This window comes from Pseudovibrio ascidiaceicola, from assembly GCF_900114245.1.
In the GTDB taxonomy this organism is placed as follows: Bacteria; Pseudomonadota; Alphaproteobacteria; order Rhizobiales; family Stappiaceae; genus Pseudovibrio; species Pseudovibrio ascidiaceicola.
This window is the reverse complement of the sequence record NZ_FOSK01000001.1, coordinates 299,990-319,950: the sequence shown is the minus strand read 5'-3', so window position 1 is coordinate 319,950 and position 19,961 is coordinate 299,990. Positions and strand designations below refer to the sequence as shown.

Sequence of the window (19,961 nt, the reverse complement as noted above, 5' to 3'; positions counted from 1 at the left end):
TCGCCTTCATGGGAGTTGACGCGAGATGCTCCAGTTTTCTTCCAGCGTATCCTTTAAAGATGCGCTTAAACGCCAGAGGAACCAAATCCGCCTGCACCACGTTCGGTGGTTTCCAGCTCTTTGACTTCTTCGATCTGCACTTGCGTAACGGGAGCAACGACCATTTGAGCGATGCGCATTCCGCGTTCAATCACAAAGGTGTCTTCCCCTAGATTGATCAGGATGACCTTCACTTCGCCGCGATAATCAGCATCAACAGTACCTGGAGTGTTGAGGACCGTCACACCATGTTTAGCGGCCAGACCAGAGCGCGGGCGAACCTGCCCCTCATGACCAGATGGCAGCGCAAGTGACAGGCCTGTTGGCACCATCGCCCGCTGTCCGGGCTTCAACTCAATCGCATCTGTATTTGCTGCCTGCAAATCCAAACCAGCAGCCTCTGCACTTTGATAAGCAGGAAGCTCTAATCCTTCGCTGTGGGGAAGGCGCGTAATTTTTAGTTTTGGTGTCATGAAGAGGCCCATTGATAAGAGGCGTCTTTTCTAACAGGAGTTTGCAATTTCTTCCAGTAGGCGCATGAAATTCGATCAAGCTCCTTATCCTGCGATAAGGTCACTTTCAGTGAACAGTCCTATCAACTTTACTGAGATTGGTCGCAATTCACTGATGCAATACACTGTTGAGAATAAGGAATTCATCAACAAACCGAAACAAAAAAGCGTTTCACATGAAACAATCACCTCTCTTTTTGCCCCATGGAGCACCAGATCTCGCAATAAGACCTGAGCTGGAAGCTCACCAGTTCCTCAAAAACCTTTGTGTTTCAGAGGTTAAGCCCAATGCCATCGTGATCATCTCACCTCACTGGCAAACAGACCGGCTTGTCATCACGTCAGCTGGCCCGTTGAAGACCATCCATGATTTTCGCGGTTTCTCGCAGCAACTCTATGACATGCAATACACCGCAGATGCGCCAAGCTGGTTGGTTGCCCGCACACATGACGCCATTACGCGCTATGGCCTAACCGTGTGCGAAGATAATTCATGGGGTTTGGACCACGGTGCATGGGTCCCGTTATCTCTTGCATTTCCCAAGGCAGATATCCCTGTTGTGCAGATTTCACTGCCTTACGCCTATGGCAGCGAGGAAAGCTACAATCTGGGTCGTGCGCTTGCGCCTTTGGCGGATGAGGGCATCCTCGTTATTGGCAGTGGTGCTCTAACGCATAACTTTGCCGAAGTGGCCGCAAACGGCGACGTTCCTGACTGGGCACTTGAGTTCGATCACTGGGTTAGTGATCTGGCTGAACGAGGAGAGACCTGTGCATTGCTTTCTTCCAGCAACCACAAATACTATCAGAAAGCACTGCCAACAGATGAGCATTTCCTTCCGCTTCTTGTGGCTTTTGGTGCTGCTGGAGAAAAGTCATTTGGCGAAAAGCTGCATGAGAGCTTCACTTACCGCTCAATCAGCATGAGCGCATTCCGGTTTCACAGCAGGTAGTCACTAAGAGAGTGCATCAGTTAAACTCCTTTGGTGCCGTCCTAGCTTTTGAGCTGGGATCCATAACTGGTTGCTTCACTATTTCACTGAGGCGTTCAAGCAATCTCTAATACTGGGGGTATGGGTCCCGGGTCTTCGCCCGGGATGACATTGATGGGTGGAGCAAAGACTGTCTCAAAAAACTTATCCCCTTCCAGACTTCCTCCCATATTCTAATCGTATGCCTACGTAACGGGCTGCTGGCGGAGCGACCGTCAGTTTGTCGTAGGCTGGGCGGGGCTTCTGGAAGACGTAACGCACCTTTCAAAGGTCCGGTGAACCGAACTTCAAACGTGACCGCATGGTTTGAGGGGAAGGGCCCAGGACTATAGGGTATCACGCGGTGATAGATGCAGATGTACCGGCAGTAAAACCCTGCTTTTGCAGATGTGTTTGTCAAAGACGGAGGAACTGTTTGGGCATGGAAACGTGTCTGGGTAAGCCACTGTCTTTTCAGGAAACTGACTATCGTGCCTTATAGGCAAAAGAGGCGACGTTGTTCATCGAAAGAAAGCCCGGGCAAGGCGTGTAGCCAATGCCGAAGACTCATTACTAATAAAAAGCGCAGGTATTGCCTGCCGCCTTGCTCATCCCGATTATCGGGTTTCACATGAAAACACCGCCGGAGATTTCCAGCGGTGCTAAACTTGTTTGTGTTTTCTGTACTCAACTCAGTTTGAGTTGAGCTCTTTGTGCTTTTGCTTGAGAGCGTAGAGCGCTTCCTGAGCCTGACGGGGTGTCATGTCATCCGGATCAAAGGTCTCCAGCAGTTCAACAAGTTCATTGGAAACAAAGGCTTCTTCATGTTCTTCCGGCTCCGGAATGGTTTCCAGAGGTTGAGAGAAACTAGCAAAGAGTGGCAGGTCGTCCAAAAGCGTCTCAGAAGGCTTATTGGTGTCTTGCTCTTCCAGCTGCGTCAGGATCTTTTGTGCGCGGCTGACAACGGTTTTCGGCAGGCCAGCAAGCTTTGCCACCTGAATACCGTAGGAACGATCAGCAGCGCCTTCGACGATCTCGTGAAGGAAGACAACGTCACCTTTCCACTCTTTCACACGCACGGTCGCGTTGTTGAGACGCTCCAAACGCTGCGAAAGTGCTGTGATTTCATGGTAATGCGTCGCGAACAGAGAGCGAGAGCGGTTGGTTTCGTGCAGATGCTCAATGGCAGCCCATGCGATGGAAAGTCCGTCAAAAGTCGCCGTTCCGCGTCCGATTTCGTCAAGAATAACCAGAGAGCGGGCCGTTGCCTGATTGAGAATAGCAGCCGTTTCCACCATCTCAACCATGAAGGTTGAGCGGCCTCTGGCAAGGTCATCCGCAGCCCCAACACGTGAGAACAAGCGATCCACGATACCAATATGGGCAGTGGTTGCAGGAACGAAACTACCCATTTGAGCCAGTACAGCGATCAATGCATTCTGGCGTAGGAAGGTTGATTTACCGGCCATGTTGGGACCAGTGATCAGCCAGATCTGGCCATTTTCGTAGGTTTCCTGCGGGCCAAGATTGGCATTGTTTGCCACAAAAGGTTCGCCAGATTTGCGAAGAGCTTGCTCCACCACAGGGTGGCGACCGCCTTCAATCGTAAATGCGAGCGAGCCGTCTACAGTTGGACGGATGTAGTTTTCCGCTTCTGCCAAAACCGCAAGAGAGGTTGAAACATCCAAAATTGCGAGAGCTTCAGCTGCTGCTTTGATCTGGCCACCGGCTTCAACAACAGCTTTGGTCAGCTCGTTGAAAATTTCCAGCTCAATCGCAAGTGCACGTTCACCTGCACTTGCGATCTTGCTTTCCAGGTCAGCCAGTTCAGTGGTCGTGAAGCGCATGGCGCCAGCCATGGACTGACGATGGATAAAGCGGGCAGGATCATCCTTCATCGGATCACACTGCGCGGTCGGCGCTTCCATGAACCAGCCAAGCACGTTGTTGTGCTTAATCTTCAATGAGCGGATGCCAAGCTCTTCGGCCAAGTCCGCCTGCATCTGTGCGATGACTTTTCGGCTTTGATCGCGAAGCGCTTTGAGCTCATCAAGGTCTGGATGATAATCATGAGCAATAAAGCCGCCATCTCGCTTGAGAAGGGGCGGTTCTTCTGCAATTGCCAGCGCAAGCTTGTCACCCAGCGCATGTGGCGCTTGTTCCAGCTTTTGAACAGCAAAGCCAACTTCCTGAGGGAAGGCGCCGCCAGAGGCCAGAAGACCTGCGATTTCTCGGGCAGACTTCATTGCAGACGCGATGGACTGCAAATCACGCGGACCGCCGCGATCCACAGCAAGACGCGACAGCGCACGAGACATATCCGGCGCGGACTTCAGCAGTGAGCGAATATCCTCTCGCTGCATGGTGTCGGACGCGAAGAACGCAATGGTATCCTGACGATGGCGGATTTGTTCCGGGTCCGTAAGGGGCCCTGAAAGACGACTGGCAAGCAGACGAGAACCAGCTCCAGTCACGGTTTTATCGATGGCAGACAGCAGGCTGCCACGACGCTCGCCGGAAAGGGTTCGGGTCAGCTCAAGGTTGGCGCGGGTTGCCGGATCAATCAGCAGCTGGCCAGCAGCGGCTTCTTTAACCGGCGGATCCAGAGGAGGGCGCTCGCCGAGCTGGGTTTTGTCGATGTAGGCCAGAATGCCGCTGGCTGCGATCAATTCAGCACGAGTGTAGTTAGCGAAACCGTCCAGTGTGCCCACGGAGAAGTAGGTGGAGAGACGATCCTGAGCATTTGCGCCATCAAAGAACGTGCGGGGTACAGGAGAAAGGGCAGCGCCAAGTCCTTCGACTGTCGCTCGCAACTCGGTTTCCTGAAGAAGTGCGTCAGCAAGCACCAGTTCTGATGGATCAATGCGCGCCAAATCAGCAGCAAGGCGCACGTCATCACTCTCAGCCACACGGAACATGCCCGTGGACATATCAATCCAGGCGAGGCCGTAGAGGTTTCCGTCAGCTGCACTTCCGCCTTTGACCCGCGCTAACGAGGCAAGGAAGTTGTTTCGTCTGGCATCCAGAAGGCGGTCTTCCGTGATAGTGCCCGGTGTCACCAAACGCACAACATCGCGGCGAACTACAGATTTAGAGCCACGTTTTTTGGCTTCTGCCGGGTTCTCAGTCTGCTCACAGACGGAAACACGGTGGCCAAGGCCGATCAGTTTTTGCAGATAATCATCAGCGGCATGCACGGGAACGCCGCACATGGGAATATCATCACCATTATGCTTGCCACGTTTGGTGAGCGTAATTCCGAGAGACTGAGATGCAACTTCTGCATCTTCAAAAAACAGCTCGTAGAAATCACCCATTCGGTAGAACAGGAGACTGTCCGGATTCGCCGTCTTAATCTCAATATATTGCGCCATCATGGGTGTGACGCGGCCTTTTGCTGGGGAAGGCTTTTCAATATCTGCTGTAGTCATGGCGCAGACACTAGCAAATGGTTCTATGTGTTTCACCCGTGTCAGTTTAGTTCACAGCTTGAGAACGAGATTTTACGGGGATAATGTCGTCCAGTGATATTTGAAAAGAACACTGCGCTTGAGGGTGAGGAATTTTTCGCATGCCAACCACTGATAAAACAGCAAGCTCGCAGGTCAGCTTTACTGACCAAGACGCGTTAGCCTTCCATAACGAAGGTAAACCGGGCAAGCTTGAAATCTCGCCAACCAAGCCAATGGCCACTCAGCGCGACCTGAGCCTGGCCTATTCTCCTGGCGTTGCTGTTCCTGTGCTGGCAATTGCGGAAGACGAAAGCAAGGCATACGACTACACCACCAAAGGCAACATGGTTGCGGTTATCTCCAACGGGACTGCAATTCTTGGGCTTGGAAACCTTGGCGCGTTGGCTTCCAAGCCGGTGATGGAAGGTAAGTCAGTTCTCTTCAAGCGCTTTGCTGATGTGGATTCCATTGACCTTGAGGTGGACACTTCCGACGTTGAGGAATTCATCGACTCTGTAAAGCATCTCGGCCCTTCTTTCGGCGGTATCAACCTGGAAGACATCAAGGCACCGGATTGCTTTATCATCGAGCAGCGTCTTCGTGAGATCATGGATATTCCGGTGTTCCATGATGATCAGCACGGCACTGCTATTATCGCAGCAGCGGGCTTGATCAACGCGGTTCATATGACAGATCGCGACATCAAAGATGTGAAAGTGGTCTGTAATGGTGCGGGCGCGGCTGGCATTGCTTGTATCGAACTTGTTAAAGCGATGGGTGTTCCACATGAGAACGTTCTTCTGTGCGATACAAAAGGCGTGATTTATCAGGGGCGTGAAGCTGGGATGAACCAGTGGAAGAGCGCTCATGCTGTGAAAACAGACAAGCGCACCCTTGAAGATGCGCTGGATGGTGCAGATGTGTTCTTCGGTGTTTCCGTGAAGGGTGCTTTGACGCCTGACATGGTGAAGACCATGGCACCGGACCCAATTATCTTTGCGATGGCGAACCCTGATCCTGAGATTACACCAGAAGAAGCTAAGGAAGTTCGTCCAGATGCTATTGTTGCAACCGGTCGTTCTGATTATCCGAACCAGGTGAACAATGTTCTCGGGTTTCCGTATATCTTCCGCGGTGCGTTGGACGTTCACGCAACAACCATCAATGATGAGATGAAAGTTGCTTGTGCTCAGGCACTGGCTGAGCTGGCTCGCGAAGATGTTCCTGATGAAGTTGCAGCGGCTTATCGTGGTAGCCGCCCTCGTTTCGGTCCCGAATACATCATTCCGGTTCCGTTTGATCCGCGCCTGATTTCCCGTATCCCTCAAGCAGTTGCACAGGCTGCGATGGACAGCGGCGTAGCGCGTCGCCCGATTGTGGACATGGATGCTTATGGTGCGCAGCTGCAGGGTCGTCGTGATCCGATTGCCGGTACTTTGCAGCGGATCATCTCTAAAGTGCGCCAGAATCCGAAGCGCATTGTGTTTGCGGAAGGGGAAGAGCCAGCGGTTATTCGCGCAGCTTCCGCCTTCGTTGCACAAGGGCTGGGTGAGGCTATCCTTGTTGGCCGTGAAGATGAGATCCGCGCCAATGCAACATCTGCCGGTATTGATGTGAACCGCCCGGGCATTCGCCTTGAAAGCGCACGTTCATCCACTCGCAATGCGGATTACGCGGAATACCTGTACTCTCGCTTGCAGCGTAAGGGGTATCTGCAACGTGACTGTCAGCGTCTCGTCAACAATGACCGTAACTACTGGGCGTCCATTATGGTTGCACGCGGTGATGCTGATGGCGTTGTAACAGGGACAACACGAAACTATTCCGTTGCGCTGGAAACCGTCAGCCGCTGTATCGATACCAAACCGGGGCACCGTGTGATTGGCGTTTCGCTTGTGGTGACACCGGGTAAAACCGTTCTTGTGGCCGATACGGCTGTTCATGACATGCCGACATCAGAGGAACTGGCGGATATTGCGGAAGAAGCGGCGCATGTTGCTCGCCGTTTAGGTTCTGAACCGCGTGTGGCTATGCTGGCATACTCCACATTCGGCCATCCTAAGGGTGAGCGGACTGAGCGTCTTCAGGAAGCAGTAAAGATCCTTGATCGCCGCCGTGTGGACTTTGAGTACGATGGCGAGATGGGCGCAGACATCGCGCTCAACATGGAGAAGATGGCGGCTTATCCGTTCTGTCGTCTGAATGGACCGGCGAACGTACTTATCATGCCAGCGTTCCACTCTGCTTCCATCGCGACAAAACTGCTGGAAGAGCTTGGCGGCTCAACACTTATCGGCCCGCTGCTGGTTGGTATGGACAAGCCGGTTCAGATTGTACCGATGGGTGCCAAGGATAGTGAGATCTTCAATATGGCAGCCATTGCAGCTTACAACATCACTTAGGTCTGACGGAATTGTGAGATCAGGAAAAGCGCCGCTTCTGCAGCGCTTTTTTATTCCCTAAGCACCTGACAGCATTACACTTCTAGCTAGATGAAATTTTATTAATTACAGATCTCTCAAAAAACACTGTACGGCTTCAAACCTCTCTTCACCTTGCCACCTAAATGCATGCGAATTGGGTCCGTATTTATAGATATTGTTGGCCCCAACATTGATAGCCTTAGCAAAAGGCTGAAGTTGGGAGTCGATCTATGGCTAAGGGTAAGCTTGAAGTTGCTGAACACCAATGGGCACAGAAAATTTACAAACAATACTCGTGGCCGTTTAATGCATATGATGGCGACCCAACCCCTGCCAAGGTTGCAGCTCACTGCAAGCAAAAGAGTTCCAACTACAAAAAAGCTCTCAAGAAATACGCGACAGAGAAGAAGAACCTTAAAACTCAGGCACAAATTGATACATTTGTGCCGCTTTATAAAAATTGCCAAGATTATCTCACTCTAGCGGATAATTATCTGAAGGTTCCCAATATTGCTGATGCAAACGAAGCCTTGGATGATGTTGCGGCAATTCTTGATGCGATGGGCAACTTATTCACCCGTGAGAGCGGTGGTGCAGCGAATGGAGCAGCTAAACAGGATCTATCAGCTGCCAAGCGGCAAAAGGAACTTGAAGAGAATGCAAGTCGTTTGGCTTTCTATGGGTCTTTGAAAAAAGAGATCCATAATCCAGAACAACAGCAGTACTTCAATGATATTTATAAGCAGGCTGAATGGAACATTGGAGAGACCGCCAAACATATTCTCACTGGCAATCTTAAGCAGGCCGATGATCTAATATTCCAGACAGAATCCAATCTGAAAGGACTGGAAGGGCTGGTAGCTCTTGTCAGAAAACAAACCACGGACCTGGATAACGCAAAGACTGCGTTGAGTGACGCGAAGAGTCGTATGGCGAGCGCCTACAAACTTCGGAAAACAATCACCGACAAGCAGGCCAAGAAAGAATTTGAAGACCAGCACAAGCAGGCTAAGACACAGATTAAAACTGCTGAAGGTATGCTCAAGAAAGACGAGCTCAAAGAAGCGCGGCCTGTTCTGGCATCAATTGATCACCTTGTCGAGCAAATGGAATATGCGACAGGTACCAACACCTGGACTCCGATGGACCCTAAATATGCCCGCGAGTTGAAGGGGTATAAGATAGATCTCCAGCTCAATTATCAGCAGATCAACTCTATTCCAGACAAAGCCGCCAAAAGGGATTTTGAAAAACATTACCAGACAGCGATCAACCTTGTAGCAGATACCGAAGTTCTCATAGAGGGCGATGGCAGGGCCGCAGAAGATAAAGTGAAGAGTAATATTGCCACGTTGAGGGATGAGCTACGGCAAATAGAACTATGCGTCTCAAAATCCTTTGATACTTTTCCCTCTGACCCTGGTGATGCGGGACAGCAACAAGCAGGCAATACCCTTCAGCAAGAACTGGATGAGTGCCACGGAGATTTTCAGGCTGCACAAACAGAGCTCAACAGAGTCATCAAAAACAAAGGTGCACTCACTGATCCTCAAATATCTAAACAGTTCACGGCCTTCGCAGAAGCGGCCCAATCTTATATCTCAGAAGGCTTACAGTACGTAGCGAGCGAAAAAATTCAGGAAGCAAAAGGAAAGCTGCAAACTTGTACATCTGCAATCACTTCAATGGAGTTTTTGCTGGAATCTACACAAGCTGCCAATAGCGGCGGTGATCAATCCGGAACATCGCAGTCGCAGGCCAAGCCAACAAAATCACCTGCCGAACAGGTTAAAGCTGAGCATCAAGCCATTATGACTCGTATAAAAAATCTGCTCGCCCAGGAAGCTATTATTCAAGATCAAAAACAGCAGGAAGATTTTGCTACCTACAAACTTCTTGCTGATCAGATGGACAGCATGATTTCTGATTTGATTCAGAGAGACAAAGTCAGTGATGCACGGGCGGAACTGGTCCAGCTTGAGGGGATGGCAAGTAACCTACAAGCATGTATCGATGAAGCAAATTCCATGAATTCTCTCCGTTCCACTCAACAACGGGACGAACAACGCATCGCTGAAGAACGGCAGCAAGCTGGCGCATATCGCACAGCGCTTAACACTGCACAACGCACAGCGAAGAAGCTGGAGGCTCAACAGCCACAAATCTTAGATCCAGGCAAACAACAAAGGTATGCTGCCTTGCTAACGCAAATCGGTGGGCTGATCACTGAAATCGGAGGCATCCTGGCGACCAGTCACGAAGATCGAATTCAGCGAACTGCGCAATTAATGCCGAGATTGGATGGCTTCATCCTACAAGCTCAAGACATCTACCAAGGAGCGATGGCAGCGCAACAGCTAGAAGAGTCTCTTCGAGCAAGTGCTAATGAATGCCGCGCTAAGGCAAAAGCAGTCGCTGCAAAGGCAGCCTTTTTGAGGAAAAACAAAACAGACCTGAAAAATCCCCAACAGCAAACGCAGCTTGGGACTTACCTTGGACAAATAACTGATAAAATAAGAGAAATTAATCTCACGCTTGCATCAAAAGACCCAAACCGGGTTGCCAAAGCCGAAGCATTACTGCCACTTCTCAACGACGCATACATGCAGGCACAAAACTATTATAACAAATCACTGAGTGCTCCTGCTCCAACACCTCATCATCTCAAGAAAGATGAGATTCGATACAAACATAGAGCTAAAGGTATTCGGAACAACGTCGATTCAAGAGCGACACCGAACGGTCCTAACCCTGATTTCTACTGTGAGCAACAAGATGGAATGTTCTGTCTGAAGCACTCCATCAACGCTTGTCTTGGTTTTGGGGCCATTACCCCTCAAGATATGGAGGATGGTTTGTTGGCAACCAGTGTCGAAGGTTTTAAGGCTCAGACTGACAGGCAACTCTTCAGTGAGCTGAAGAACTTCTATCCTGGCCTGAAAATGGACGACATGCTCCGAGAGAAGGCAAAAGACCCTGAAGATTTCTATCGCAAGGCTGCGAAGAAGCAGTTTTCTCAACTCTTAGGCGGCGTATCACCAGCTGACTACATCAGAGAGCGTGGCTCAGACCCTCATTCTGCTGTTGCGATCATGAAAGCGAAACAGAAAGAGCTTGGCCTTCCAGATCTGAAAGACACTTTTTTGGATAAGCCCAAAACGCCAGCTGACCTGCAGAAGAACGTCGACAAGGTCAAAGAGATCACAAGCGATGCTGATGTAGATCGTTTGGTTGTTGGAGCAGGCGCGCACTTCATCGCCCTCCGGAAGAACGCAGAGGGTGATTGGTTTGAGGTAGACAGTCAGAAAGCGGCTGCACAGCGGATTGATCTGGAGCAGTACTTCAGAGAGAAGGCGCTTCAACACAAAAACGAAGCCCTTGCTATTCTGCACTTTGACGGGGATGTGAACGCTGATGCCACCAAGGGAGCTTCTCAACCGAGGAGGTGAGTTGAGAAGCTGACAGGGAGGTGCCCGTTCGTGGGTTAGACGCGACGCATGTAGCCTTTGTGGACCCAGCCGATTTGTTCTGAGGTTTGAGCGTCGCGGATACCTAGCCAGTTGCCTTTGCAGTCGGCGATGTTGATTGCCTGATTGGGGATGAGGCGGCCGATGACGTTGTAATTGGTTCCGGGGCCGGTACGGAGGTTAAGCACGCCTGACTTCAATGGCTTAACTGCATACGTGCCAGCGCATGCCTGATCAAACCCGATAGGCACTTGTGGCTGGTGCTGGTAAACTGTCTGTGCTGGGGAGCTGCTTGCAAAAGCAACGAGTGCTCCACATATACCAAGGGTCACCAGATGACCGCGATAAACTCCAGATATTCTCATTGGTCCCGTCCAGTTCAGGTTCCATAAATGACCAGAACAGGGTGACAAACCCCGATAATTTTGGTCTAACGGTCATTCTGGTATTGCTTGAACACGGTGCAAATATGGTCTCTTCCGCTATGATAAAAATCTGCGGCATCTCTACAAAGGAAACTGCGGACGCGGTTACGAAAGAACAAGTCGATATGATCGGATTTGTCTTTTTTCCGAAAAGTCCGCGTTATGTTCCGATGGCTAAAGCCAAAGAGCTGGCAGACCATGTGCGCGGCAAAACGCAGATTGTTGCGCTTACTGTGAATATGGATGATGCAGGTCTGAAGGAAATTGTCGACACCATCGCACCAGATGTTTTGCAGCTGCACGGGAGTGAAAGCCCTGAGCGCTGTGCCGAAATTCGGGAGATTTTTGGTCTGCCTGTCATGAAAGCCTGCGGGATTTCATCTGCAGAAGACGTGGAGGCACTTGCGCCCTATGTTCCGCATGTAGATCGATTTCTTCTTGATGCAAAGCCACCAAAAAATTCCGATATTCCGGGAGGAAATGGTGTCAGCTTCGACTGGAAACTGCTACAAGGCCTAGAACTTGGAAAGCCTATCATGCTTTCTGGCGGCTTAAGCCCTGAAAACGTCCGCGAAGCTTTGGCTATCTCTGGAGTGAGCGATGTCGATGTTTCCTCCGGCGTCGAACGCGAGAAGGGCGTTAAAGACATCGAGTTGATTGAGGCTTTTGTGCATGAAGTGCGCAGCGTTGCCGAGTGAATTTGGGAAGAGTTAATGAACCAGCAAGCCAACACATTGCGTTCCGGTCCGGATGATCGCGGCCACTTTGGTGATTTTGGGGGTCGTTTCGTTGCTGAAACGCTCATGCCTTTGATCCTTGATTTGGAAAAGGCTTACAGTGACGCCAAGGCTGATCCTGCTTATGCTGCTGAAATTGAGAGCCTGAACACCCACTACACTGGTCGCCCATCTGCACTTTATTTCGCTGAACGGCTGACTGAAGAACTGGGCGGTGCGAAGGTTTACTTTAAGCGTGATGAGCTGAACCACACCGGATCTCACAAGATCAATAACTGTATTGGTCAGATCCTACTTGCCAAGCGCATGGGTAAAACCCGCATCATTGCAGAAACCGGCGCTGGTCAGCATGGTGTTGCGACAGCAACAGTTTGTGCTCGCTTTGGTTTGCCATGCGTTGTTTACATGGGTGCGACCGACGTTGAGCGTCAGAAGCCGAACGTGTTCCGCATGAAACTGCTGGGTGCTGAAATTGTTCCCGTTACAGCGGGTGCTGGTACTCTTAAAGATGCGATGAATGAAGCGCTGCGTGATTGGGTGACCAACGTGGAAGACACGTATTACCTGATAGGTACAGCTGCTGGCCCGCATCCATACCCAGAGATGGTTCGTGATTTCCAGTCTGTGATTGGGGAAGAGACCAAAGAACAGCTGATGAAAGCCGAAGGCAAGCTGCCAGATGCTCTCGTTGCTGCTGTTGGTGGTGGCTCCAATGCGATTGGCCTGTTCCACCCGTTCCTTGACGATCCATCCGTTGAGATTTACGGCGTTGAAGCTGGTGGTAAAGGCCTTCAGGGTGAAGAGCATTGCGCGTCACTCAATGCAGGTAAGCCGGGTGTTTTGCATGGCAACCGCACTTATCTGCTGCAGGATGATGACGGACAGATCCTTGAAGGACATTCCGTTTCTGCTGGTCTGGACTATCCTGGTATTGGCCCAGAGCACTCCTGGCTGAAGGATACGGGCCGTGTGAACTACGTGCCTGCAACCGATAAGGAAGCTTTGGATGCATTCCAGATGCTGACCCGTGTTGAAGGCATCATTCCAGCTCTGGAGCCAAGCCATGCGCTTGCGCAGGTTATTAAGATGGCGCCGAAGATGGATAAAGACCAAGTCATCGTCATGAACCTTTGCGGTCGTGGTGATAAAGACGTCTTTACCGTTGGCAAGATCCTTGGATTTGACCTGTAAGTCATTTGATTTTCAAATGAAAAAGGCGAGCCTGGCGCTCGCCTTTTTTCGTTGCTCGGCATTGAATCGGAACTGAAACGATTATCCTGTGGCAGCAATGCCATCCAGAACGCCGGAAACACCAGCTTCCCAGCCTAAAATGGCACGCTTACGAGTGATGCCCCAATGGTAACCACACATGTTGCCCTTGGCCCCGAGGACACGGTGACACGGAACGACGAAAGACAGCGGATTCTTTCCAACGGCTGTTCCGACAGCACGAGAGGCTTTGGGATTGCCGAGGTTATTCGCGATCTCTGAATATGTGGTAGCCTTGCCTAAAGGGATTTTCAGAAGCGTTTGCCAGACACGGATTTCAAAGTCTGTTCCGATGAAGACGACACGAAGCGGTTGATCTTCCTTCCACTTGTTCGGCTCAAAGATGCGGGAGACGTAAGGAGCGGTGAGCTGCTGGTTCTCTTCAAATTCGGCAGCTGGCCAACGTTCGCTCATATCAGCAAGAGCTTTAGCTTCTTCGCCAGTATCGGCAAATGCAAGCCCTGCTAAGCCGCGATCAGTGACCATTAGCAGCACGATCCCAAACGGGCAGGGGTGAAAGCCCCAACTTATCTTCACGCCGGCTCCACGGCGCTTATAATCACCGGGTGTCATCGCCTCATGTGTCACGAACAAATCGTGCAAACGTGCGGGTCCTGACAGGCCAACTTCGAGCGAGGCTTCCAGAATGCTGGCGGAATCTTGTAAAAGAGCGCGGGCGTGATCGATGGTGATGGCTTGCAGGAACTGTTTAGGAGTTATGCCTGCCCATCTTGAGAACACCCGCTGAAGCTGAATTGGCTGAAGGCCAACACTGTAGGCTAGTTCTTCAAGGGAGGGCTGTTCCCTCCAATTCTCGGAGATGCCTTGGAGGGTTTTCTGGACGACGCGATAGTCCTCAAGAGCAGAACTGTCTTCTACAAACGTTCCATTTGCGAGATTGGCTGCATTAAACATCTTGGTTCACGGCTCTTAGGTTTCATTTCTCATTAGGTGAAATCTAGATGATCCTCAGCCTTAGAGCCACCCGAAACGCGAGTATATAGGAACGGGTATTTCAGGCTCAAGCGTGATCAAACCCACGATTACGCGCTGAGTGGATTGCCCGGGAAAACGCAGTAGCAAAACTGGTCCGGTCATCCGGGTTCAGAAACGCTCCAACAATGAGGAAAAGCTGATCGGAACGCACCAAAATGCGGGTAACTCCAACATCTTCATCCCGCTCGATATGGAGTTTCATGTGAAACGGATTGAGCACGTACTCCTGCACTTCACCTTTGTACGTGACATGCTTCAATCTGACTTCAAGCGGGGAAACGCTGACTTCCTCGTAGGTTTCAGCCGTGGCGAAGTTGTGCCTGAACGCAAGCCAAAGGAACAAAACAGGCAAAGACAGGAGGATCGGCGCAGGCCATAATCCCATCAAAACAAGCACGAGCGAATAGAAGCCAGCAATCAAGCCAGCGCACCAAAGAACGATGTTCACGCCTCGGCGAGACAGTGAGCGATGCGGGGTTAGAACAGCCTGAAAGAAAGGGGGATAAGGCTCCCGCTTTTGAAGATCATGGGGCATTGGTGCTATTTCGCACTCTGTTTCATTGCTACTCTTTATCGCTTAAGAGTATAGAGCTTTCAGAGCCTACGCAAAGTCACTTATTTCCTTCGAGAGTCCTATGGTTGACGCTACCAAAACAAAGAAGGTTGCATCTTCTTCCAGTACACGCAAAAAGCCAGTTTCCAGATCAAGGTATTCTAAAGCCGAGATCTACGAAATCTTTGCGGCATTTGAAAAAGACAATCCAGAACCGGAAGGGGAACTTAATCATTCCAATGAGTTCACATTGCTGGTCGCTGTTGTGCTTTCCGCTCAAGCGACTGATGCCGGGGTGAACAAAGCGACGAAACATCTCTTCCAGATTGCGGACACGCCTGAGAAGATGGTTGCTCTTGGAGAAGATAAGATCCGGGAAGAGATCCGCACAATCGGGCTCTATAAGAACAAAGCAAAGAACACGTTTTTGCTTTCACAAATGCTGATTGAGCATCATGGAGGGCAGGTTCCGCAAACCCGCGAGGAACTGGAAGCTTTGCCGGGCGTTGGACGGAAAACCGCAAATGTTGTGCTGAATATTGCTTTTGGACAGCCAACGATTGCCGTTGATACGCATCTTTTCCGAATTGCGAACAGACTAGGTCTTGCTCCTGGCAAAACACCGCTGGATGTAGAGCTAAAGCTGGAAAAGATAATTCCGCAAGACTTCATGCAGCATGCGCACCACTGGCTTATCCTGCACGGCCGTTACATCTGTAAGGCGCGCAAGCCAGCATGCGATCGCTGCATTATCTATGATCTTTGCAAAAGCAAAGAGAAAATCTTAAAGGATGCTGCCTGAATAAAGCAGATGCTCTTAGTGCATCTGCTTTTTACGGAGACGAACAACCACTTCAACGCGGGAGATCTCCATTCCTTCAGGTGGGACTGGCAAGTTGTCCAATGTCAGGCCACTGTCTGGAATATCGATTACACGGTTCTCATCTTCCAAGAAGAAATGGTGATGCTCGGAGGTGTTGGTGTCGAAGTAAGTCTTTGTTCCTTCAACCGCAACTTCACGCAGCAAACCAACTTCAGTGAACTGATGAAGTGTGTTGTAAACTGTCGCCAGAGAGACGGGCACATTCGCAAGGATAGCTTCTTCGTGAAGGACTTCCGCCGAGATGTGGCGATTACCCTGAGAATAAAGAAGCTCAGCCAGTGCCACGCGCTGACGTGTAGGGCGCAGACCTGCGTCTCTTAGCATCCCTGTTACATCTTGATGTTCGTTAGCAATCTGCGAGCTCATTTTTTCCTACTTTAGTTCTTTAGGGTGCTGAGGTTTTAACACCTACGCACCAATTCTACCAGCATTAGATTAAAAGCAACCTATTGACCTGCACCCAAGCACTCTCAATATAAGGGAGCATAACCCTTGATACATCAAGCTAAAACCAAGCAGGATTAACCGGACTGCTTATAACAATAATAAGAATAGTATAAGTTTAACACAACTGCGTACATTGAGCACACGCAAACTCACATACATCGCTCTTTCGATATTCGGGCTCGTGTGCTAGGAAGGCCCGAACAGTTAATACTTAGAACCATCGTTACGTTTAGGTAAGGTGAACCCTACGTTTTTCTGGCCTCAAACAAACGACAAATTATGCGGGAATAGAATGCACGAGAAGCGTTCAAGCTACGATAAAGAAGCTCTGCTGGCCTGTGGTCGCGGTGAGCTGTTTGGCCAAGGCAATGCACAGCTGCCACTTCCTCCTATGCTGATGTTTGATCGCGTCACCGAAATTTCTGAGGAAGGCGGCGAGTACGGCAAAGGCGTAATTCGTTCTGAATTCGACATTAATCCAGATCTCTGGTTCTTCGAATGTCACTTCCAGGGCGATCCTGTTATGCCTGGCTGTCTTGGTTTGGACGCTCTGTGGCAGATGACTGGCTTCTATCTTGGCTGGCTGGGTGAGCCTGGTCGTGGTCGTGCACTTTCTACCGGTGAAGTTAAGTTCACAGGTCAGGTTACTCCTGACGTAAAAATGCTGGAATTCGGTGTTGATATGAAGCGCGTTATGCGCTCCCGCCTGAAACTGGCAATTGCTGATGGCTGGGTAAAAGCTGACGGCGAGACTATTTTTGTTGCGAAAGACCTGCGTGTTGGTCTGTTTCAAGACGAAGCAAAATAAGTAATCAAATTATGCGAGGGTTTGTCATGTGGAATGATGAACCCTTTTTTGGAATTTGGTCCGAACGGACCACTTAACCCACGGGAGACCTTAGATGAGGCGTGTGGTTGTTACTGGTATGGGTATTGTTTCACCTCTTGGCAACAATGCTGAGGAAGTGAAAGCAAGCCTTTACGAAGGTAAATCCGGTATTGTTGCAGCTGAAGACTACGAGAAGCTCGGCTTCCGTTGTCAGGTTCATGGCGCACCTACCCTGGATCCATTGGAAAAACTTGGCCGTCGGACTTCTCGCTTTATGGGTGAAGGTGCTGCATGGAACTATATTGCCATGGAGCAGGCCATTGAAGATGCCGGTCTTTCCGAAGACCTGGTTACCAATGACCGCACAGGCCTGATCATGGGTTCTGGTGGACCATCCACCAAAGCAATCGTTGAAGCTGCGGATATCACTCGTGAAAAAGGCCCACGCCGCATCGGGCCGACCGCTGTTCCGAAAGCTATGAGCTCTACGAACTCAGCAACGCTTGCAACACCATTTAAAATTCACGGCGTCAACTACTCCATTTCCGCAGCTTGTGCGACAACCAATATCTGTATTGGTAATGCCTATGAGCTAATCCAATGGGGTAAACAAGACGTGGTATTTGCGGGCGGTGGCGAAGAACTGGACTGGACACTCTCCAACCTGTTTGATGCTATGGGCGCAATGTCTTCCAAGTACAATGACACTCCTTCTACGGCTTCTCGTCCTTATGACAAGAACCGTGATGGCTTTGTTATTGCTGGCGGTGGCGGCGTGCTGGTTCTTGAAGAACTTGAGCATGCAAAAGCACGTGGCGCAAAAATCTACGCAGAAATCGTGGGTTACGGTCAGACTTCTGATGGTCACGACATGGTTGCACCAAGTGGTGAAGGCGCAGCACGCTGCATGAAGATTGCGCTTAAAGACGTTGATTGTGACATTGACTACATCAATCCACATGCAACCTCTACACCTGTTGGTGACATCAAAGAAATTGAAGCGATCCGCGCCGTGTTCGGCGACAAGGTTCCGCCAATTTCTGCGACTAAAGCGCTTTCTGGTCACTCCTTGGGTGCTGCCGGCGTTCATGAAGCGATCTACTCTTTGCTTATGATGGAAGGCAATTTCATTGCGGCTTCTGCTCATATTGAAGAATTAGATCCGGATTTTGAGGATATGCCAATCGTAAGAGAACGCGTAGATAATGCAGAATTGAATTGCGTTCTTTCAAACGGCTTTGGATTTGGCGGCACCAACGCGACCGTCGTGTTTAAGCGATACAAAGACTGAGTTTGAGGTCCTGAGCTTGCTCAGCTCCTTTAGCTTTTGATTAAAGGAGTTTTCTATGAGCAAGCTTATGCAAGGCAAGCGTGGTCTGATTATGGGCGTTGCCAATGACCACAGCATTGCCTGGAGCATAGCCAAAACTCTTGCTGAACAGGGTGCAGAAATGGCGTTTACCTATCAAGGTGACGCCTTCGCCCGACGCGTAAAACCACTGGCAGACAGTGTTGGCTGCGACATGCTTCTTCCATGCGATGTGGAAGACATTGATAGCGTGGACAAAGTTTTCTCTCAGCTCCAGGAAAAATGGGGCTCCATCGATTTCCTCGTGCACGCGATCGCGTTTTCAGACAAATCTGAGCTGCGTGGCCGTTATGCAGACACTACCCGCGATAATTTTGCCCGCACCATGCAGATCTCCTGTTTCTCCTTCACAGAGATTGCAAAGCGAGCGGCTGATTTGATGCCGAACGGCGGCTCCATCCTTACGTTGACGTATGGCGGCGCGACAAGCGTGATGCCAAACTATAACGTTATGGGCGTTGCCAAGGCCGCATTGGAAGCATCTGTACGTTATCTGGCTATGGACTTTGGCGAGCAGGGCATCCGCGTGAATGCAATATCTGCAGGGCCAGTTCGCACACTTGCTGGCGCAGGCATCTCAGATGCCCGGTTGATGTTCAATTTCCAGCAGGCAAATTCTCCTCTGAAACAGACTGTCACAACCGAACAGCTTGGCGGTTCTGGTCTCTACCTTCTGTCAGAACTGTCTGGTGGGGTGACTGGTGAAGTTCACTTTGTGGATTCTGGTTACAACATCGTTTCCATGCCTCGCATGAAAGAATTGAAGACTGCCGACAAGCTGATGCGCGCAAAGGAAACTGTTTAAGTTTCTTTTGATTGTTCAGGTGAAAAACAAAAAGCCTCCAAGTTTCCTCAGAGGCTTTTTCTTTGATCTGTTATTAGTGCCGAGGTCAGTTGTTGATTGTCTCGTTCTTATAAACACCAAACAATCTGCTCTGATCAATCCAGCCTTCAAAATCTTTGCCAGAAACTCGGCAGTAGCCATCTGTGCACTCAACAACACCAGCAAGGACCAAAGGCTCAAGAAACGCGACGATCTCTTCATTCGGGCCGGGTCGCTTACGAAGAGGAGTGGTTTCAACGGTATTTTCCAGCCAAGGCGTTACCAGTGCAGAGCGGTAGCCAGTCAGCAAGGTTTTGAAAACCCAGCCGTCTTTGCCTTCCCAATCGCGAATGCGGCGCCAGTCGTCATATTCCTGAATGACTTCAACCGGCAGCCTGCTGCGAACGAAAGTCCAACCAATGTCGTGGTTTCTGCTTGGACCTTTGCGAACGTTCACTCTATCAGATTTAAGGCTGACAAAACGTGGAACTGGGAGACCTGATACACCAGAACCCGCAGATTGGGCCTGAGCGGTGATTACGAATGGGGAAACAAAAAGGAATAATAGAAAAGCAGCTGCAAGGGCACTAAGAGTACGAAAGCTTTTATTTTTCATAGTGATACCAAAACTTCCCGTAGGCTAATCCGTAATTTTCACTAAAATCGAGACACAAGTATCATACCTTAGATCTCGCGATTTCCGATAGTGGCTGCTATTAGATGTAGACGTGTTTGACAAGTCTTGTTTTCACCGGAACATTTGGTA

16 protein-coding genes are annotated in these 19,961 nt (G+C 50.2%); 9 read left to right on the top strand and 7 right to left on the bottom strand.

The window, feature by feature from the left end; all coding sequences use genetic code 11:
* Positions 1-65: 65 nt before the first annotated feature.
* Entirely contained in the window at positions 66-524 is a 459-nt protein-coding gene (gene dut / locus BM231_RS01625) for a dUTP diphosphatase (RefSeq protein ID WP_093516238.1), read from the bottom strand.
* A 203-nt stretch (positions 525-727) separates the two neighbouring features.
* On the opposite strand from dut, the gene BM231_RS01620 reads away from it, so the two are divergent.
* On the top strand, positions 728-1,504 hold the full coding sequence (locus BM231_RS01620) for a DODA-type extradiol aromatic ring-opening family dioxygenase (RefSeq protein ID WP_093516236.1): 777 nt from the start codon (positions 728-730) through the stop codon (positions 1,502-1,504).
* Between the two features lie 710 nt (positions 1,505-2,214).
* Here BM231_RS01620 and mutS read toward each other — a convergent pair.
* Positions 2,215-4,953: a DNA mismatch repair protein MutS gene (mutS, locus tag BM231_RS01615; RefSeq protein ID WP_093516234.1), complete on the bottom strand. Its 2,739-nt coding sequence runs from the start codon at positions 4,951-4,953 to the stop codon at positions 2,215-2,217.
* Positions 4,954-5,093: 140 nt separating this feature from the next.
* On the opposite strand from mutS, the gene BM231_RS01610 reads away from it, so the two are divergent.
* Both BM231_RS01610 and BM231_RS01605 read left to right on the top strand, forming a co-directional pair.
* On the top strand, positions 5,094-7,376 hold the full coding sequence (locus tag BM231_RS01610; protein WP_093516232.1) for an NADP-dependent malic enzyme: 2,283 nt from the start codon (positions 5,094-5,096) through the stop codon (positions 7,374-7,376).
* Between the two features lie 251 nt (positions 7,377-7,627).
* Entirely contained in the window at positions 7,628-10,846 is a 3,219-nt protein-coding gene (locus tag BM231_RS01605; protein WP_093516230.1) for a hypothetical protein, read from the top strand.
* Positions 10,847-10,881: 35 nt separating this feature from the next.
* Here the strand turns inward: BM231_RS01605 and BM231_RS27110 are convergent, their stop codons facing one another.
* Positions 10,882-11,229 (bottom strand): SH3 domain-containing protein, encoded by a 348-nt coding sequence (locus BM231_RS27110; protein ID WP_208859984.1) that lies wholly within the window; start codon positions 11,227-11,229, stop codon positions 10,882-10,884.
* 41 nt (positions 11,230-11,270) lie between these two features.
* Here BM231_RS27110 and BM231_RS01595 point away from each other — a divergent pair, with 41 nt between their 5' ends.
* Both BM231_RS01595 and trpB read left to right on the top strand, forming a co-directional pair.
* Entirely contained in the window at positions 11,271-11,987 is a 717-nt protein-coding gene (locus tag BM231_RS01595; RefSeq protein ID WP_063294643.1) for a phosphoribosylanthranilate isomerase, read from the top strand.
* A 15-nt stretch (positions 11,988-12,002) separates the two neighbouring features.
* Positions 12,003-13,217 (top strand): tryptophan synthase subunit beta, encoded by a 1,215-nt coding sequence (gene trpB / locus BM231_RS01590; protein ID WP_093516228.1) that lies wholly within the window; start codon positions 12,003-12,005, stop codon positions 13,215-13,217.
* An 81-nt stretch (positions 13,218-13,298) separates the two neighbouring features.
* On the opposite strand, the gene BM231_RS01585 is transcribed toward trpB, so the two are convergent.
* Together BM231_RS01585 and BM231_RS01580 are read right to left on the bottom strand one after the other, a co-directional pair.
* On the bottom strand, positions 13,299-14,210 hold the full coding sequence (locus BM231_RS01585; RefSeq protein WP_093516226.1) for a methylated-DNA--[protein]-cysteine S-methyltransferase: 912 nt from the start codon (positions 14,208-14,210) through the stop codon (positions 13,299-13,301).
* Positions 14,211-14,316: 106 nt separating this feature from the next.
* Complete coding sequence (locus tag BM231_RS01580) at positions 14,317-14,826, bottom strand: DUF2244 domain-containing protein (RefSeq protein WP_208859982.1); 510 nt, start codon at positions 14,824-14,826, stop codon at positions 14,317-14,319.
* A gap of 100 nt (positions 14,827-14,926) precedes the next feature.
* On the opposite strand from BM231_RS01580, the gene nth reads away from it, so the two are divergent.
* Positions 14,927-15,646, top strand: a complete 720-nt coding sequence (gene nth / locus BM231_RS01575; RefSeq protein WP_057463200.1) for an endonuclease III — start codon at positions 14,927-14,929, stop codon at positions 15,644-15,646.
* A 15-nt stretch (positions 15,647-15,661) separates the two neighbouring features.
* Here the strand turns inward: nth and irrA are convergent, their stop codons facing one another.
* Positions 15,662-16,093, bottom strand: coding sequence for an iron response transcriptional regulator IrrA (gene irrA, locus BM231_RS01570; protein ID WP_057463201.1), 432 nt, complete (start codon positions 16,091-16,093; stop codon positions 15,662-15,664).
* Between the two features lie 373 nt (positions 16,094-16,466).
* Between irrA and fabA the strand changes: the two genes are divergently transcribed.
* The 3 genes from fabA (at position 16,467) to fabI (ending at position 19,177) form a co-directional block, all read left to right on the top strand.
* Positions 16,467-16,982, top strand: a complete 516-nt coding sequence (gene fabA / locus BM231_RS01565) for a 3-hydroxyacyl-[acyl-carrier-protein] dehydratase FabA (RefSeq protein ID WP_057463202.1) — start codon at positions 16,467-16,469, stop codon at positions 16,980-16,982.
* Positions 16,983-17,076: 94 nt separating this feature from the next.
* Positions 17,077-18,294 carry a beta-ketoacyl-ACP synthase I gene (gene fabB, locus BM231_RS01560; RefSeq protein WP_063286233.1) on the top strand — a complete coding sequence of 406 codons (1,218 nt, stop codon included), beginning with the start codon at positions 17,077-17,079 and terminating at the stop codon, positions 18,292-18,294.
* 55 nt (positions 18,295-18,349) lie between these two features.
* Complete coding sequence (gene fabI / locus BM231_RS01555) at positions 18,350-19,177, top strand: enoyl-ACP reductase FabI (RefSeq protein ID WP_063303881.1); 828 nt, start codon at positions 18,350-18,352, stop codon at positions 19,175-19,177.
* Between the two features lie 85 nt (positions 19,178-19,262).
* Here the strand turns inward: fabI and BM231_RS01550 are convergent, their stop codons facing one another.
* A complete protein-coding gene (locus BM231_RS01550; RefSeq protein ID WP_093516224.1) occupies positions 19,263-19,811 on the bottom strand; it encodes an SH3 domain-containing protein in 549 nt (182 codons plus the stop codon).
* Between the last annotated feature and the right edge of the window lie 150 nt (positions 19,812-19,961).